Source organism: Variovorax ureilyticus, assembly GCF_037889935.1.
Taxonomy (GTDB): Bacteria; Pseudomonadota; Gammaproteobacteria; order Burkholderiales; family Burkholderiaceae_C; genus Variovorax; species Variovorax ureilyticus.
In genome coordinates, this window is record NZ_JBBKZU010000001.1 from 824,391 (window position 1) to 838,421 (window position 14,031).

Genomic DNA, 14,031 nt, shown 5'->3' on the forward strand with positions numbered 1-14,031 from the left:
CAGGGGTGCGGATCATGACCCCTCTCCTCCTCCTACAGCAAACCCGACAAGTCGACGACATCCGGGCAGCGCGCCCTGCTGAGATGCTTTTCGCACCGCATCAGGAGACCAAATTGGCTATTCAACCACTCACCCCGCCATTGACCGACGCCGATGTGGCGGCACTCGAGGCAACCGTACCCCTGGCACAGCGGAACGAGCGCTCGCCGGACGGATTGAGGCATACGCTGGATGTCTACACCGCTCGCACCAAGGCGAACATCGCGGAGCAGCCGGTACGCGCCACGCTGATCGCAGCGGCCGGCGGTGCAGCATTGATGATGTGCGCCATGCGCATGTTTCATTCGTCGCATCAGGGGACCATGCAGTGACAAAGACCCTCCGACGACGTGCGTCTGATCGGAGGGCCTTCGCGGTCTCGGATTACCTTTGGGGTCTTGCCGAATCCGTACAGGCAGACTAGATCCGGCCCGCTCGCCCGGCCACCCGGCGGGCGACCAAATTCCTTGCCGGAAAGCGCCTACCCGGCCCGATTGCCACTTGCCTGCCGTGGTGCTTGAATAGCGGCCCTGCTTCTTCACCACGCCAGGAGGATGTCATGGCCTACGAAGCCCGATATGTCTTCAGACCGAATCCGGGCGCCGACCTCGGCGTCGTCATGGAAGCGATACAGCGGGGCGCAGCGCTCTGGAAACGGCACGGCGCCACCAGCGCGCGGCTGTGGGTCGTCGCGGCCGGCGAACTGGGCAACTACGTCCTCGAACTGCGCTTCGACAACGCCACTGAATACGCCAAGGTGACCGATCCGCTGTCCGCCGACCCCGAGTTCAGGAAGTGGCAGGCGGCGAATGTGCAGGCGGGTGCGTTCACGTGGGTGCGCAGCAATCTGATGCGTGAACTGCCGCTCGCGTAGCGCATCGGTCCCTTGTCTTCGACCCTTGCCGACTACGAGGAGCGGCTGGCGGCGTCCGCCGCGCTGCGATTTGCTTTCGCATGCGCCTGCGTCGAGCGGGTTCGCCACCTGCTCGAGGATGAACCTGTGGTCCGGTGCCTCGACACGCTGGCCGGCTACGTCGCGGGTCGGGTCGATCGGGAGGCTCTCCATCGCGCCGCATCCGACGCCGCCGCGCTGGCCAATCGGCACCCGGGCTCCCGTTCGCTGGACGGCGTGGGTCATGCGGCGGTGTCGGCGAGCTATGCGGTGGCGAACGCCCTGGCCGGCCGTGCGGTTCAGGCGGCCGACTACGCCGCCTATGCGATCGTCTACGGAGAAGGCGGATACGGCGCGGTCTCCGACCCGGAATCGTTCGTTCCGGAGAAGTCCTGGCAGCTTGCGACGCTGGAGCGGCTGGCGAGCGTTCAGGCGACGCGAAGCTGACAGCGACGCTACTGGAACGCCAGCTGGGTCGCCAACAGCACGCCGCCCACCACTTGCGAGCCCTGCACCGACACCGTGACGCCGTTGGCCGGTTGTCCGGTGCCGACGATGGTGGCCGCACTCGCGTCGACCCGCTGGCCCTTGACCGTCATGTCCGCCAGCGAGTTGAAGTTGGTGATGGGCCCGATCAGGCTGAACGATGGCAGCGCGCCACCTCCCGGGATGTGCCGGATCTTGAGCTTGCTCGCCACCAGCACGCCCGCGTCGGAAAGCGTGCCGCTGGCAACGACCGTGACGCCATTGCCCAGCTTCTGCGCCTGCCCGCCGGTGACCTGCGCCGCCGAGGCGTCGATCGGCGTGCCCATCAGGCTGAAGCTTGCCGTCGACGCAAAGTTGCCGATCACGCCTTCGAGCTGAACCGGCGCGCCCTTGACGCTGGAGAGGGCATACCAGCCGTCGATCTGGCTCGCGTCCAGGCGGCCCGCCACGGGCGGCAGCGCGCCTGACACGCGCACGATGCGGCCGTTGGCCAGCCCGCCTGCCGGTAAGGTGGCCAAGCGATAGTCGACCACGAGGCTGCCGAGCTGGAAGGTGCTGCTGGCGGCATCGAGCTGGGACACCACGCCCGTGACCAGCGGTGTCGCGACCACGGCCTGGGACTGGATGCGCGTGGCGCGCAGTGCCCCTGAACCGATCGGCAGCGCCCACACCTGCACCTGCATGCCCGCCGAGAGGGCCGGCAGGCCGGGCAGGTCGGCCCAGGCCGTATCGTCGTCCACGCTGACCGTGCTGCCCAGCATCTGGAAAGTGCTTGCGGCGACATCGACCGAATCCACCACGCCGCGCATCTGGGCCATCGAGCTCACCTGCCGCGCGGTGCCGCTGGTGAAGCTCGCATTCACGGGGCCGGTGACCACGACGGTCATGCCGATCTGCAATTGCGTCGCGTCGCGCAGGTCGAGCTGCGCCTGATCGGTGTCGTAGCGCAGGTCTCCCACGAAGATGCTGCCGATGCCGTCCACGCTGCCCACGCTGGTCCCGGCGTCGGCGGTGCTCACGCCCGTGCCGCCCGAGCCCACGCCGGAATCGCCATTGCCGTTGGACGCCGTGCTCGTCGAGCCGTCGTCGCCGCTGCCGGAAGACGCGCTCGTGGAGCCGTCACCGGCCGGGGAGGCATCACTGCTGGCCCCCGAACCAGGCGCGCCGGTGGTGCCGATGCCGGCGCCGCCCGCGACGGACATGCCGTCCGGCGTGCTGCTCCCGCCGCCGCAAGAAAGTAGAAGCGCCAGCGAAAGCGGCACGAGCGCCAGGCGCAAGAGCTTGTGGATGGTCATCGTGGGGTCGGATCGCGGGCACTCTCGCCCGCGTCCTCGATATAGGTGTAGATGCCCACGCGGATGCGCCCGGAGGCGGCGCCGTCGGCGGCCTCCACCGCGCGGGTCATGTGGCCGGTCAGTTCATGGTGCAGCGCGGTCCAGCGCTGGCGCACCAGCGCCTGGATGGCCTCGCAGTCCTCCAGCGACAGCCCTTTGGCAAACACGGCGCGCTCGAGCATCGGCGCCCGCTCGCCGGTCACGTTGGACACGGCGGCTTGCAGATGGTCGCGTGCGTTGTCGCCCAGGAAGGCCAGCATGGAGCGCAGGTCCGCCTGCGGCACGAAGGCCTCGGCGGTCAGTTCGGCATGGCCGTCCTCTTCGTTCACCAGCTTCAGGCGCACCAGCTCGTCGAGGATCGACCGGTGATGCCAGTTGCCCCGGCCGGCGGCGCGCGCCAGCGTCTCGAAGCTCACCGCATCCCCGTTGGCGACCACCGGCAGTCGGCGCAGCGCCGGATCGTCGGTTTGCATCTGCAGCCAGGAGGTGAAGGTCCTGGCCGCAGCCGAGCTCTCGGTGCCGGGCAGCGCGTCCGCGGGTTCGCGCACCCTGCTGGTCACCGCCTTGCGGTTCAGGCCCGTCGTGATCGACAGCTGGCTGATGTTGGGCTCGGCCACGCCCTGGCCGCGCCACAGGCGGTGCGCCTCGTCCAGCAGCAGATCGCGAAGCAGCTCCTCCATTTGAGGATGCTTGAGCCCCATGGCCAACGCGAGCCTGACCACCGGACGCATGATGCGTGCGCAGGCGGCCTGGGCCCATGCAAGTCGGTTGTCCATGGTGTGACGCGTTGGGTGGTGCGATGAATGGATCAGGCGCTAATGTAACAAGCGTGACATTGGATTTCGTCCATGCAGACCTCCGGGGCGTCAAGCGTCCGGCGTCGCACACTCAGCTGTCGATCTTCTGAAACCGGTAGACGGGCTTGCGATCAGGTTTGACCTTGGGCGTGATCTTGTTCGGTGACAGGACGGTCGGACCCGAACATCCGATACAGAACGGAACGGTCTTCCCGTCGATGGAAACAAGGCCGCCCACGGGCGACGGAGGGATGCCTTGGGAGCTGAACGTGTTCGGTGCGTAGACCCCATTCGAGTTCGGCGTCATCACACCCGTCTGGAAGTCCACCGCGTAGGCGCGTCCTGTGCCGAGGTTCGAACACTGATTGGAACTGGTGGTGCTCGATTTCGGCTGGAAGGTGCTGAAGTAGGTCTGGCCGCCGATGGTCAGCGGCGCAGTGACGACCTGCTCGTACGGCGTGCTCGTGGTGTACAGATTCATGTACCAACCCTTTGCCGCCAGCGCGGTCGGGTCGAGCGTCGTGGTGACGTTGGTGACGTTGGTCAATTGATTGGCAATGGCCAGCGATGCATCGGACCCGTAGCCGTTCACGACCGTGGGCGTGGTAGACACCGTTGCGCCGGTCTTGGTGATGTCGTCGCGAATGCCATAGAAGCGGTTGTTGACCGATGCGGCAGCGCCCGAAGCCAGCGGCTTTTCACGGTCGCCCGTGCCCACCAGGATGGTGGCCTGCTTGCCGAGCATGACCACGCTCGGTGCGTACATGAACTTGCGCTGTTCCGAGGCGATGCTCCAGTCGCTCACCGTCGCGATCTTGTTGATCGGCCAGCTTGCGATGGTGGCGTAGCTCGAGTAGCCGTTGTTCGGGTCGGAAGTGTTGATGCGCCAGATGTTGCCGCGCGTGTCCACCGCATACAGCAGGTCGACGATGCCGTCGCCATTGACGTCCACCGCCGTGAGGTCGGCGACGAAGCGTCCTGCCGTCGTACCCGGATCGAAGAATCGATAGTTTGCGGTTTTGCCGTTTGCGGCGTCCATCACGAAGATGCCGCGCCCCTGAGTGACCGTATCGCAGGCGGTGGCGATGCCGTCCTCGCAGCTGTCGTAGCCGGCACCGAAGGCGACCAGCGTGTTGGTGGCCGTTCCGATCTTCACGCGGATGGCGACCGGCGTGGACCAGGTCTGCCCCAGGCTGCTGCTGTCGGTGCTGCTGAACTTCCACATCAGCGTCGGTTGATTGCCGCCGGTGCCGGGCTTCCTGCTTGCATCGAATGCATAGATCGCGCGACCGCCGCGGCGCATGGTCGGGTAGATCCACAGCTTGCTCAGCGCGCCGCCGGACACTTCCTGGTAGCCGCCGATGGAACCGTCGAAGAAGTAGGTCTTCGGTGCGGCGCCCGTCGCCGTCACGCCGGGAAAGCTGATCAGCGGATAGTTCGAATGCACGCGATCGAGCAGATTCCAGGAGTTCGTGCTGTCGGTGCCGCTCCAATGCTCGGGCGCGATGAAGGCCCAGAGTTCGTTGCCGGCCCCGGTGCCGGTCTGGTTGCCGCTCACCGCATGCAACATTCCGTCGCCGGCACCGTAGAACACCACGACGTCGTTCGTGCTGCCCGAGCCGTAGTTCACCGCGAGCGGCCGTGAATGAACCACTTCGCCATGCACTGTCGGGCGGGTGGTGGGGCCCGCGACCGTGGCGCCCGCGCTGTCCGTCGTCGAGTAGGTCGTGGTGACCAGATTGCCGTTCGACGAGTCGAAGGTATTGTTGCCATCGCCGACGTTCTGGCCCCGCGCCCAGTTGACCAGGTTCGCGCTGGTGGTGCCCTTGCTCAGGCCCGTGCTGGGGATCGTCACGTTCGTCGTGTTGAAGTCCACGACGGAACTGCAGGTCGTGTCCGTGCAGGTCCGGATGTTGCGCGCGGCGTACCCGAGATCGCGCAGCTTCTGGCCGCTGGCCCCCCGTTCGACGAGCGGGCCGTCGGGCAGATCGGAGAACTTGCTGTAGGAAGAATAGGTGTCGCTTCCGCAACTCGACGCGGTCCCGGTCACGCTTTGCCAATACGTCCCGCTGTCATGCGACCAGAAGCTCGCCGCGCAATTCAGGATGAAGCCGCTCGAGGTGTCGACTGCCGGCGCTTTCGTGGCGTCGGCGAGGTAGAGCGAGTTGCCATTGAGCGCGAACTGGTACTGCTTCATGTTGCCGGCCCAGCGCTGGTAGGCGTTTTCCTGCGGGCGAAAGACGCCCATGAACACCTGGTTCAGGTACGTGCCCTGGGCATTCACGCTCACCGGCAGCGAAGCGGACGCGAACACGCTGTTCACCGATGCGATCTGCGTCAAGGTTTCCTTCAGCGCGTTGATCAGCGCCAGCAGATCGCCCCCGACGGAGTAGTACCCGCCGGCGTAGTTGTCGGGTGCCTGTCCCCGGCCGACCGCCGCCATGGTCTGAAGCAGCTTCGCCTGCTTGGCGTCCTGCGATTGGTTGTAGACGTCGATCGTGAAGGTCTGGACGTTCTGCTGGCCGTCCATGGAGCTCACGTCCGTGCTGTAGAGGAACCCGGCCCATTCGTCGGCGAACCGGACGTTGGACTTCTGACTATTGGGCAAAGGCACCGGGTAGATCTGCGGGCCCGGGTTGTAGCCGAGCCGCGACATCAGGGTGTTCGTGGGATTCGGCGACGAATTCGTATTGGTTCCGTATTCCTGGTTCGGCCAGGTGTTGCCGATCAGGATGATGAAATTCTTGCCGCAGGTGTTCGCGCCCGTGATCGGACTCTTGTAGGTCGTCTTCGAAGCGTCGGTGAAGGCATTGACATCCTCCAGGCTCGTGGCCGTGCTGTAGCGGGTGGGACCGAAACCGGTGGCACCCGTGGGCGATCCGGCCGTACCGCCGGAGCCCGAAACCACGAGGTCCGGCCGAGACCAGCCACCGAAATACTTGAAGGCTTCGTACAGGCCCGCGCCGTATTCGGCGGAAGAAGCGCCCTTGAAGTCGGGGGTGGTGATCTTGGTGTCGATGTTGGTCAGATCGGCCAGGATCGACGTGGCCACGTTGGTGTCGGTGCACTGCACGCTCAGTGGCTTGATTTCATGGCGGATGTAGCCCGGCATGACGCTGGGGCCGTCCACCGATCCGACGCTCGTGTTGAACATCATCAGGCCGGCATTGATGTCCAGTGCGGGGGTTCCGCTCGGAGGGCTGCAGACCAGCTGATTCAGTACGAGCTTCAGTGCACGGACTTCGACCTGCCCTTGCACCAGGCTCGGATTCCCGCTGCAGGCCGACGTGGAGCCGCAGAAGACCTGGTTCACATAGCTCTGGCAGGTCGTTCGCGTCGAGCCGCTGTAGTTGGTGGTGCATTTCCCGTAGACGGTCGAATAGCTCCAAGCCTGGGCGTTGTTCGACCAGTTCGAGCTGTTGTCGAGATAGAAGAGAACATTGGGCGCTCCCCCTGCCCCGCTGCCCGCGTACAGGTCGATGTCTTCGGCCGCAGCGCGCGAATGCAGCACGAGAGCGGCAAGGATCGCCAGGAAAAGTCGAAAGGCAAGGGAGTTCATCGATGTTCTTTCTGGCTGTTTCGCGATCAGGAGCAGCTTCCGGCGAGCGCCGTGATGTCGGTACGAACCTCCACGCCTTGCTGGACGACCGGAGCGGCATTCAGCAGCTTCGGATCGTTTGCTTGCGCTTGAAGGTCGTACAGCACGGTTGCACACAGCGAATCGTCGGACGGCGAACCCACCTTCGTCGGATCGACGATCGTCAGACCGGCCGGGCCCGGTCCGCCGAAGCAGGATGTGTCCGTGGCGGACACGTAGTAGATGCCGGCCGCATTCTGGTGCAGCAGTTCCGAGTTCTTGAGCACGCGGCCCCGCTTGCAGGTGAGGTTGTCGACCTTGACGTTCATCGAACCGGAAGCGCTATCGGCGGCGCTGTCGTCGGCCTTGCTCGTGCCCAGATTGACGCTGGTGGTCGTGCCCGCCGCCTTGTAGGGGTCCCAGGTGGTGTAGGGCTGGTTCAACACCACGTCGAGTGCGTAGTTCGCGGCGGCCACCGCCTCGCTTCGCACCTGCTCGTTGCTGACGACCTGCGTATGACGAGTGGAAAGCCGGATCACGCTGACCGCGATGAGGCTGACCATCAGCAGCATCACCATGCCGATCAACAGCACCGCGCCGGCCTGGTCGCTGCGCGCTCCACGGACTTTTCCTGACTTCATGATTCGCGGCGTGCCTTCGGAGTGACGAACGAGATGTAGGTGCTGTACACGCGCCGCTTCGGATTGCCAGCGGCATTGGCGGCAACGCTGACGGTGGTGTCGGCGCCGAGTACGAAAGTCGCGGCGTTCCTGGTGTTCTGGCTCGGATCGGTGGAGCGGGCCAGCAGCCAGATCCGCGCGCCGATGACTTGCGTCCAATCCGTGTTGGGCGCCGGGGCCGGCGGCGGGTTGGGCGCAGCCGCGAACACGTCGGGCGTTCCGTCCGCGCCGGTGTCGAACGCGTATTCGATCTGCATCTGCTCGATGTTCTCGGCCAGCACCACCGGGTCCGGGAGCGCGCCGGTGAGCGGGATGTCCTGATAGCTCAGCGCATTCGCCGCGCTGATGAAGTAGATGCGGCGAACGAGCTTGCGCTTCGGTGCCGCCGTACCGGCGCAGGTCTTGGTCTGGAGGGTGAAGGTCGATGCCCCGCCCTGTGCGAGCACGATGGGCGTCGCGCTGTATTCGCTGCCGCACTCGGACACCTGCAAATAGGCGTCTGCATTCGCCTCGGCCGGGCAATCCGTGTCGCCGACGGCACACGTGCTCGCCCGCTGGATGAAGATCGCATCGGTTCCGGCCTTGCGTGCAATGCAAGTCGGATCGACATCGACATTGGCGCCTGCTGCGCTGGCCAGCCCCAGGACGTAGTACGTCAACGAATCCTGCCAGGCGGCAAGGTTCGCGAGCCCGGTCAGGCACATGGCGTTCGCCACGGTCATGGTGCCGCTTGGAATCGCGGTGGCGGCGGCTGTCGGCGTGACCAGCGATCCATAGAACCCGGTCTGCGACAACTCGCGGGTCAGGACGTCCAGCGCATAGCGCCCGTTCTCGTTCACCTCCGCGCTGGATTCGATCTCCTGGCGGGACCGGCTGCTGCTGGCGAAAAGAATGCTCACCGCCGCGATGATCAGCAGGCCGATGGCGAGCGCGATCATCAACTCGATGATGGTGAGCCCTCGTTGGCGACTGCGAGGGGTTCGTGAAATCGGCGCGCGTGCTCGGCGGTCCATGTCGGTCCTCAAGATGACTTGGTGAGGTTCGGGACCAGGACGCGGACCGATACGCCGCGCCGCAACCCGTTGCCGAAGTTCACATCGCCGGCACAGTTGTTCTGGCCTGCTGGAGAATCCGGATCGGGTTCGGCGCCCTTCGATCTGCCTTGCCACACCACCGTGACGTAGATGTCGGCCAGCGCATTGCCTTCCGCCGGGACGACCCGGATCAGGCAACCCCGCGCGCCGATCATGGCGCCGACCTTTGAGCTGCCCTCCAGGGATGCCGCACCCTGCAGCGTCTGCCCCCACTGGCACATCTCGTACTTCGCTTCCGCCAGCGGGACACCTGCTCCCGGGACGCATGCGGAACTGGCGCTGAAGTCCTTGGCACTCGTACCCGAACCCACGTAGACGCTCGCACCCTGGGAGCCGACGGTGGAACTGACCGCGGGATCGAGATACCCGCTGATGATGGTTCGCGAATCGGTCAGTCGGCCTTGCATTTCGCGGACCAGCGAGAGCGCCTCGCCGCGCTGGTACGACTCGAATTCGACGACGGTGGACCTGGCCTGCATTCCGATCACACCCAGAATGCCGAGAAGCATGATGACGATCGTCACCAGCACTTCGATCAGCGTGAAGCCGCGCTCGCCGGTCGCTCGCGTCCGGCATCGACGAAGGTCAGCTAGGGAGGGCATGTTGAAGTCGATTGGGTGATGGCCCGGCCACTGGCGGAGATGCAGACCCAACGATTGACGTTGGCAGAGCTGAGCTGGATCGAGGACTGGCCGCCGGAAGTCAGCCGGCCCGAGGAGTTGAAGGTGAACAGCAGATTGCCCCCCGTCGAGGTCGTCGAAACGACGGCGGGGGAGCCCATCTGCTGGAGGATCGCGGTACCGCTTCCGTCGCTGCTCTGGGTGACCTTCCAGTCCCCGACGACGGTGCCGCCTCCCGAATTCACGAACCTGAAGGACACCTTGTCGTTGCGCTTGAGCGCTTCGCTGCGAGCGACCCACAGCGATTCGTTCAGCGCCGAGGCGACGGACTTGATGCGCTGAGTGGCGATCAGGTTCTGGAATGCGGGCGCAGCCAGCGCCACCAGGACGGCGACCACCGCCAGGGTGACCATCAATTCGACGGCCGTGAAGCCGCCATGCCGAGCACGCCCCTGCGCGCGCTGTGATTGGGTCAATGCCTCCTGGTTGTCCATTGCGTCACTTGCCCCAGTAGCCCGAGGTGTTCGCCGGCGTCTTGGCGCCCGTGTTGTCGATCGTCAGCGACTGCTCGCTCGACACTGCCTGACCCCCGGCCGGCGCGGCCGTCGCCGAGAAGCCCGTGCAGTCCGACGGAGAGCAAGTGATCGTGAACGTATAGGCCCCCTGGATCTCGGCGGGTACCGCAAAACCGATGTCCGTCTGCACGGTCGTGTACACGCGCCGGTCGAGCAGATAGGTTTGCTGCTTGCCGGCCAGGTCCATCAATGCGGCCTGCGCGGTCGCCCGCTTTCCCTTGCGGACGTACGACGTGTAGGAGGGATAGGCAATGGCGGCCAGGATCGCGACGACCGCGACCACGATCATCAGTTCGACCAGCGTGAAGCCCTTTGCCTGACGGCTGGGCGCGACCGAAAAACGGGATGGCTTTTTCAAAACCTCGCTCCATGGACCCTTGTTGGCCCGCTCGACAGGGCGAGCGGCTTGCAATAGTCGTAACTATATATTGCAAATGTGACTTTCTCACATTGGATCCGGCACTGTCAGATGCCGTTTGGCGCCTATCGGCCACCGTTCATCCGGTTTGTGAGGTTTTTTTCGGGAATTTCGCGATTGCGCGAGCGCCATCAGGGCGCGGCTTCCCCGCCAGCGGCAAATTCTGCAAGCCGCAGCCGGCCTCTCCGTTCGAGGGTCCGGCGCCCGCCGGCCGATCAGCGCCGCTGCGCCACGATATGCGCCGCGAGGTAGGCCGCGTCCTCGTCGGCCCCAAACAGGAAGGCCGACTTCCATTTGTGCAGCCAGGGCAGGCCCAGGAAATACAGGCCGGCTTCGGAGGTCACGCCGCGCTCGTGCACGGGCGCCCTCTTCGATTCCGGTGACGGGCCGAACACGGGCAAGTCGATCCAGCCGAAGTCCGCGTGGGCGCCGTTGGCCCAGATCACCGACGCGATGCCCTCGCGGGCGAGATCGAGGGTACGGAGGGGCGTGTCGAGCGCCGGCGGGTCGGGCAACGGGTCCTCGGGCGGATCCGCCGGAGGCAGATCCAGCTGCTGCGCGCGCACCGTGTCGTCGCATCGACGGTCGAACGCCTTCAGCGATTCATCGCCGTGCGCGATGCTGGCGGCGAGATCGTCGGCGATGGCGATCCGGCCGTTCTCGGCCGCCTTGACGCGGCCGGTCAGCACGATCCCCTCGGCCGCCAGCCGGCGCAGGTCGATGTCGTGCCCGCCGTTCACGCCGGTCATCAGGCGGGACAGGCGCGCGCCCTTCCACTCCCGGAGCGTCGAATCGGCCGAGCCCGTCGCGATCAGCCAATAGATGCAGTCCTTGCCGCGATAGCGACGCCGGATCCGCTCGTGCGAGCTGACCGACAGGAACACGCGCCGCCCCGCGCGGCAAAGCTCCTCGGCGATCTGCACGCCGGAGTTGCCGGTGCCGACCACGAGCACGGCGCCGCCCGGCAGCTGCATCGGATGGCGATACTGGGTCGAATGCAGCGCGAACACGCCCGCGCCCAAAGAAGGTGCCGCGCGCGGCACCTGGTACGGGCCCGTCGCCACGACGACGTTGTTGGCGACGTAGAGCGTGCCGTCGGTCTGCACCTGCAGTTCGCGCGATCCCGGCCTGCGCCGGACCGAAAGCGCGGCGCACCGGGTGCGCACGGGAGCGCGAATGGCCGCCGCATAGCGTTCGAGGTAGCCGGTGACCTCGCGCAGTGGAGAAAAGGCGTCCGGGTCCGCGTGCGGATCGGCTGCCATGCGCGGCCAACCCGGAAGATTCATGTTCCAGTTCGGCGACTGGAAATGCAACGAATCCCAGCGCTCGCTGCGCCAGCGTTCCGCGACCTCGCCGCGCTCGAGCACGAGGTGCTCGCCGCCCAGCCGCCCCAGGTGGTAGCTCATCGCCAGGCCTGCCTGACCACCGCCGATCACCAGGGTTTCGACGCGCTCAGTCGTCATGGCGAGCCTCGCACGCTTGTGCGCCTAACGAAACGCTGCACATCGCGGGTTCCTCCTGCGCGAGCCGGTGCATGGATCCGGCGCTTGGTCTCCCTCGATGCCTGCGCAAATATGCGATGGCCGATCAGTGCGGTCAACCCCGGCCGCTGCGGCAGGTTGCTGTAGGGTTGCGGCATGAACCCTGCGGCACCCTCTCCCATCCTCGACGTCACGGACCTGCACTTCGCGCACCCCGGGCAGCCGGCGCTCGCGGCTGGATGGAGCGCCTCCATCGGCGCCGGGGTCACGCTGCTGTACGGCGACACCGGCAGCGGAAAGTCGACGCTTCTTAGATTGATCGCAGGCCAGCTGCCCGCCAGGGGTCGCCTGAGGGTCGCGGGCGCAGGCAACGATCGCGAGCCCGACGCCTATCGGCGCAACGTCTTCTTCTGCGATCCGGAGACCGACGCGTTCGACAAGGTCACCGCGATCGAGTGCACGGCATCGCTCCGCGCCGGCGATGCGCACTTCAGCGAAGCGGGCTGGCGCACCTTCGTCGAGGGCTTCTCCCTGACGCCCCATCTCAACAAGCCGATGTACATGCTTTCGACGGGTTCCAAGCGCAAGGTCTGGCTCGCGGCGGCGCTTGCATCGGGCCGTGCGCTCACCTTGCTCGACGAACCCGCCGCCGCACTCGACGCCGCATCGATCCGCTTCCTGTGGGGCTCGCTCGCCTCGCTTGCCGAGGGGACCGACCGGGCCATCGTCGTCGCAAGCGCGACGCGAATCGACGAAGTCCCGCTTTCAGGCTCGATCGAGCTGCCGCTTCGTTCCGATCGAACGGCGCATGCCTAGGCGACTGCAGGCGCGCTGGCCATGGGGCCTGCACAATGGCCGGTCCCGATCAAGCCGCCAGAGGAACAGATGACCGCCATCACTCCAGCACACCCGCTCACTTCACGGCTCGTCACGACCGAGGGGCAGCTGCGCGCGCTGATCGGCGAGCCCGCCGCACTGACCTGCGCCAAGATCAGCGATCGCCTCGACGCGATGACCCGCCTGTTCTACTAGCGCCCGCGCGGAACGCCCCTGCATGCAGGTTGCCCGATGCTTCTGCCCGTCCAGGCCTATCCCGCCACCTTCGTCATCGCCAGTTCGATCGTGCTCTACTTCTCGCGCGGCGCGATCACGCGGCCGCGCTCGCATGGCTTCTATCGCTTCTTCGCGGTGGAGTGCATCTTCGGCCTGATCTGGATCAACCTGCCGGTCTGGGGCGACGATCCCGCGCTGTCGCCGAGCCAGTCGCTGGCGCTCGTGCTGCTCGCCACCTCGGCGTGGCTGCCGCTGCACGCGGTGCGCCGGTTGAGGCGGGTGGGTCAGCCGGGCGGCATTCGCCAGGACGAGGCGCTGCTCGGATTCGAGAAGACCACCCGGCTGGTGACGACCGGGGCCTTCAGGTACATCCGCCACCCGATGTACGCGGCGCTGATGTGCCTGGCCTGGGGTGTCTTCCTGCAGCGCTTCACCTGGCTCGCCTTGCTGCTGGTGCTGGCGTCGACCGCGCTGCTCTTCGTCACCGCCCACCGCGAGGAGCAGGAATGCCTGGCGCATTTCGGCGATGCCTATCGCTGCTACATGGGCCGTACACGGCGTTTCGTGCCTTTCCTGCTGTAAGCCTTCCCACTTGAACATGTTTGCCGAAATCAAGAGCTGGGCCCGCCGGGTCAAGCGCGACGCCGTCGCTCTCTGGTTCGCCTGTCGCGACCCGCGCACGCCTTGGGCCGTGAAGGCTCTGTGCGTGTTCGTGGTTGCCTATGCACTCAGCCCGATCGACCTCATCCCGGACTTCATCCCCGTCCTGGGCTACGTCGACGATGTGTTGCTCCTGCCTGGCCTGATCTGGCTGGCGGTTTGGTTGCTCCCGGCCTCCGTCACCGCGGACAGCCGCCTGCGAGCGGAGGAGTGGCTCGCGACGCAGGGGCAGAAGCCGTCCAGCAAGGCAGGAGCCGTGGTCATCGTGCTCATCTGGCTGGCGATTGCCTACGGTACGTGGGTGTGGTGGGCCGCCCGTTGACGC

The 14,031-nt window shown here is 66.0% G+C and carries 16 protein-coding genes; 7 read left to right on the forward strand and 9 right to left on the reverse strand.

Going from position 1 to position 14,031, the window contains the following annotated elements:
- Positions 1 to 14: 14 nt before the first annotated feature.
- From WKW77_RS03940 to WKW77_RS03950, 3 genes are all read left to right on the forward strand, one after another.
- Positions 15 to 371, forward strand: coding sequence for a hypothetical protein (locus tag WKW77_RS03940; protein ID WP_340355499.1), 357 nt, complete (start codon positions 15 to 17; stop codon positions 369 to 371).
- Between the two features lie 227 nt (positions 372 to 598).
- On the forward strand, positions 599 to 913 hold the full coding sequence (locus WKW77_RS03945; RefSeq protein WP_340355500.1) for a hypothetical protein: 315 nt from the start codon (positions 599 to 601) through the stop codon (positions 911 to 913).
- 12 nt (positions 914 to 925) lie between these two features.
- Complete coding sequence (locus tag WKW77_RS03950; RefSeq protein ID WP_422823114.1) at positions 926 to 1,378, forward strand: putative immunity protein; 453 nt, start codon at positions 926 to 928, stop codon at positions 1,376 to 1,378.
- An 8-nt stretch (positions 1,379 to 1,386) separates the two neighbouring features.
- On the opposite strand, the gene WKW77_RS03955 is transcribed toward WKW77_RS03950, so the two are convergent.
- From WKW77_RS03955 to WKW77_RS03995, 9 genes are all read right to left on the reverse strand, one after another.
- A complete protein-coding gene (locus WKW77_RS03955; RefSeq protein WP_340355501.1) occupies positions 1,387 to 2,712 on the reverse strand; it encodes a DUF5666 domain-containing protein in 1,326 nt (441 codons plus the stop codon).
- On the reverse strand, positions 2,709 to 3,527 hold the full coding sequence (locus WKW77_RS03960; protein ID WP_340355502.1) for a DUF6502 family protein: 819 nt from the start codon (positions 3,525 to 3,527) through the stop codon (positions 2,709 to 2,711). Before WKW77_RS03960 ends, WKW77_RS03955 begins: the two co-directional genes overlap by 4 nt.
- A 112-nt stretch (positions 3,528 to 3,639) precedes the next feature.
- A complete protein-coding gene (locus WKW77_RS03965) occupies positions 3,640 to 7,107 on the reverse strand; it encodes a pilus assembly protein (RefSeq protein ID WP_340355503.1) in 3,468 nt (1,155 codons plus the stop codon).
- Positions 7,108 to 7,133: 26 nt separating this feature from the next.
- A complete protein-coding gene (locus tag WKW77_RS03970) occupies positions 7,134 to 7,766 on the reverse strand; it encodes a pilus assembly PilX family protein (RefSeq protein ID WP_340355504.1) in 633 nt (210 codons plus the stop codon).
- Positions 7,763 to 8,818 carry a PilW family protein gene (locus WKW77_RS03975; RefSeq protein ID WP_340355505.1) on the reverse strand — a complete coding sequence of 352 codons (1,056 nt, stop codon included), beginning with the start codon at positions 8,816 to 8,818 and terminating at the stop codon, positions 7,763 to 7,765. The genes WKW77_RS03970 and WKW77_RS03975 overlap by 4 nt, the downstream gene beginning before the upstream one ends.
- Before the next feature lie 8 nt (positions 8,819 to 8,826).
- Positions 8,827 to 9,501, reverse strand: a complete 675-nt coding sequence (locus tag WKW77_RS03980; RefSeq protein ID WP_340355506.1) for a prepilin-type N-terminal cleavage/methylation domain-containing protein — start codon at positions 9,499 to 9,501, stop codon at positions 8,827 to 8,829.
- Complete coding sequence (locus WKW77_RS03985; RefSeq protein ID WP_340355507.1) at positions 9,489 to 10,013, reverse strand: GspH/FimT family pseudopilin; 525 nt, start codon at positions 10,011 to 10,013, stop codon at positions 9,489 to 9,491. Before WKW77_RS03985 ends, WKW77_RS03980 begins: the two co-directional genes overlap by 13 nt.
- 4 nt (positions 10,014 to 10,017) lie before the next feature.
- Positions 10,018 to 10,452, reverse strand: a complete 435-nt coding sequence (locus tag WKW77_RS03990) for a type IV pilin protein (protein WP_340355508.1) — start codon at positions 10,450 to 10,452, stop codon at positions 10,018 to 10,020.
- A gap of 275 nt (positions 10,453 to 10,727) precedes the next feature.
- Positions 10,728 to 11,975 (reverse strand): NAD(P)-binding domain-containing protein, encoded by a 1,248-nt coding sequence (locus WKW77_RS03995; protein WP_340355509.1) that lies wholly within the window; start codon positions 11,973 to 11,975, stop codon positions 10,728 to 10,730.
- A 174-nt stretch (positions 11,976 to 12,149) separates the two neighbouring features.
- Between WKW77_RS03995 and WKW77_RS04000 the strand changes: the two genes are divergently transcribed.
- Genes WKW77_RS04000 through WKW77_RS04015 form a run of 4 tightly spaced genes read left to right on the forward strand, consistent with a single transcriptional unit; the run spans position 12,150 to position 14,028 of the window.
- Positions 12,150 to 12,809 carry an ABC transporter ATP-binding protein gene (locus WKW77_RS04000; RefSeq protein ID WP_340355510.1) on the forward strand — a complete coding sequence of 220 codons (660 nt, stop codon included), beginning with the start codon at positions 12,150 to 12,152 and terminating at the stop codon, positions 12,807 to 12,809.
- 21 nt (positions 12,810 to 12,830) lie between these two features.
- Entirely contained in the window at positions 12,831 to 13,025 is a 195-nt protein-coding gene (locus WKW77_RS04005) for a hypothetical protein (protein ID WP_340355511.1), read from the forward strand.
- A 36-nt stretch (positions 13,026 to 13,061) separates the two neighbouring features.
- Positions 13,062 to 13,628 (forward strand): methyltransferase family protein, encoded by a 567-nt coding sequence (locus tag WKW77_RS04010; RefSeq protein WP_340355512.1) that lies wholly within the window; start codon positions 13,062 to 13,064, stop codon positions 13,626 to 13,628.
- Positions 13,629 to 13,638: 10 nt separating this feature from the next.
- Positions 13,639 to 14,028, forward strand: coding sequence for a YkvA family protein (locus WKW77_RS04015; RefSeq protein ID WP_422823115.1), 390 nt, complete (start codon positions 13,639 to 13,641; stop codon positions 14,026 to 14,028).
- Positions 14,029 to 14,031 lie beyond the last annotated feature (3 nt).

What these genes read in the sequence shown, in the direction of transcription:
- WKW77_RS03940 (WP_340355499.1), top strand. Translation starts at nt 15, where the DNA reads ATGACCCCTCTCCTCCTCCTACAGCAAACCCGACAAGTCGACGACATC.
- WKW77_RS03945 (WP_340355500.1), top strand. Translation starts at nt 599, where the DNA reads ATGGCCTACGAAGCCCGATATGTCTTCAGACCGAATCCGGGCGCCGAC.
- WKW77_RS03955 (WP_340355501.1), bottom strand. Translation starts at nt 2,712, where the DNA reads ATGACCATCCACAAGCTCTTGCGCCTGGCGCTCGTGCCGCTTTCGCTG.
- WKW77_RS03960 (WP_340355502.1), bottom strand. Translation starts at nt 3,527, where the DNA reads ATGGACAACCGACTTGCATGGGCCCAGGCCGCCTGCGCACGCATCATG.
- WKW77_RS03965 (WP_340355503.1), bottom strand. Translation starts at nt 7,107, where the DNA reads ATGAACTCCCTTGCCTTTCGACTTTTCCTGGCGATCCTTGCCGCTCTC.
- WKW77_RS03970 (WP_340355504.1), bottom strand. Translation starts at nt 7,766, where the DNA reads ATGAAGTCAGGAAAAGTCCGTGGAGCGCGCAGCGACCAGGCCGGCGCG.
- WKW77_RS03975 (WP_340355505.1), bottom strand. Translation starts at nt 8,818, where the DNA reads ATGGACCGCCGAGCACGCGCGCCGATTTCACGAACCCCTCGCAGTCGC.
- WKW77_RS03980 (WP_340355506.1), bottom strand. Translation starts at nt 9,501, where the DNA reads ATGCCCTCCCTAGCTGACCTTCGTCGATGCCGGACGCGAGCGACCGGC.
- WKW77_RS03985 (WP_340355507.1), bottom strand. Translation starts at nt 10,013, where the DNA reads ATGGACAACCAGGAGGCATTGACCCAATCACAGCGCGCGCAGGGGCGT.
- WKW77_RS03995 (WP_340355509.1), bottom strand. Translation starts at nt 11,975, where the DNA reads ATGACGACTGAGCGCGTCGAAACCCTGGTGATCGGCGGTGGTCAGGCA.
- WKW77_RS04000 (WP_340355510.1), top strand. Translation starts at nt 12,150, where the DNA reads ATGAACCCTGCGGCACCCTCTCCCATCCTCGACGTCACGGACCTGCAC.
- WKW77_RS04005 (WP_340355511.1), top strand. Translation starts at nt 12,831, where the DNA reads ATGGGGCCTGCACAATGGCCGGTCCCGATCAAGCCGCCAGAGGAACAG.
- WKW77_RS04010 (WP_340355512.1), top strand. Translation starts at nt 13,062, where the DNA reads ATGCTTCTGCCCGTCCAGGCCTATCCCGCCACCTTCGTCATCGCCAGT.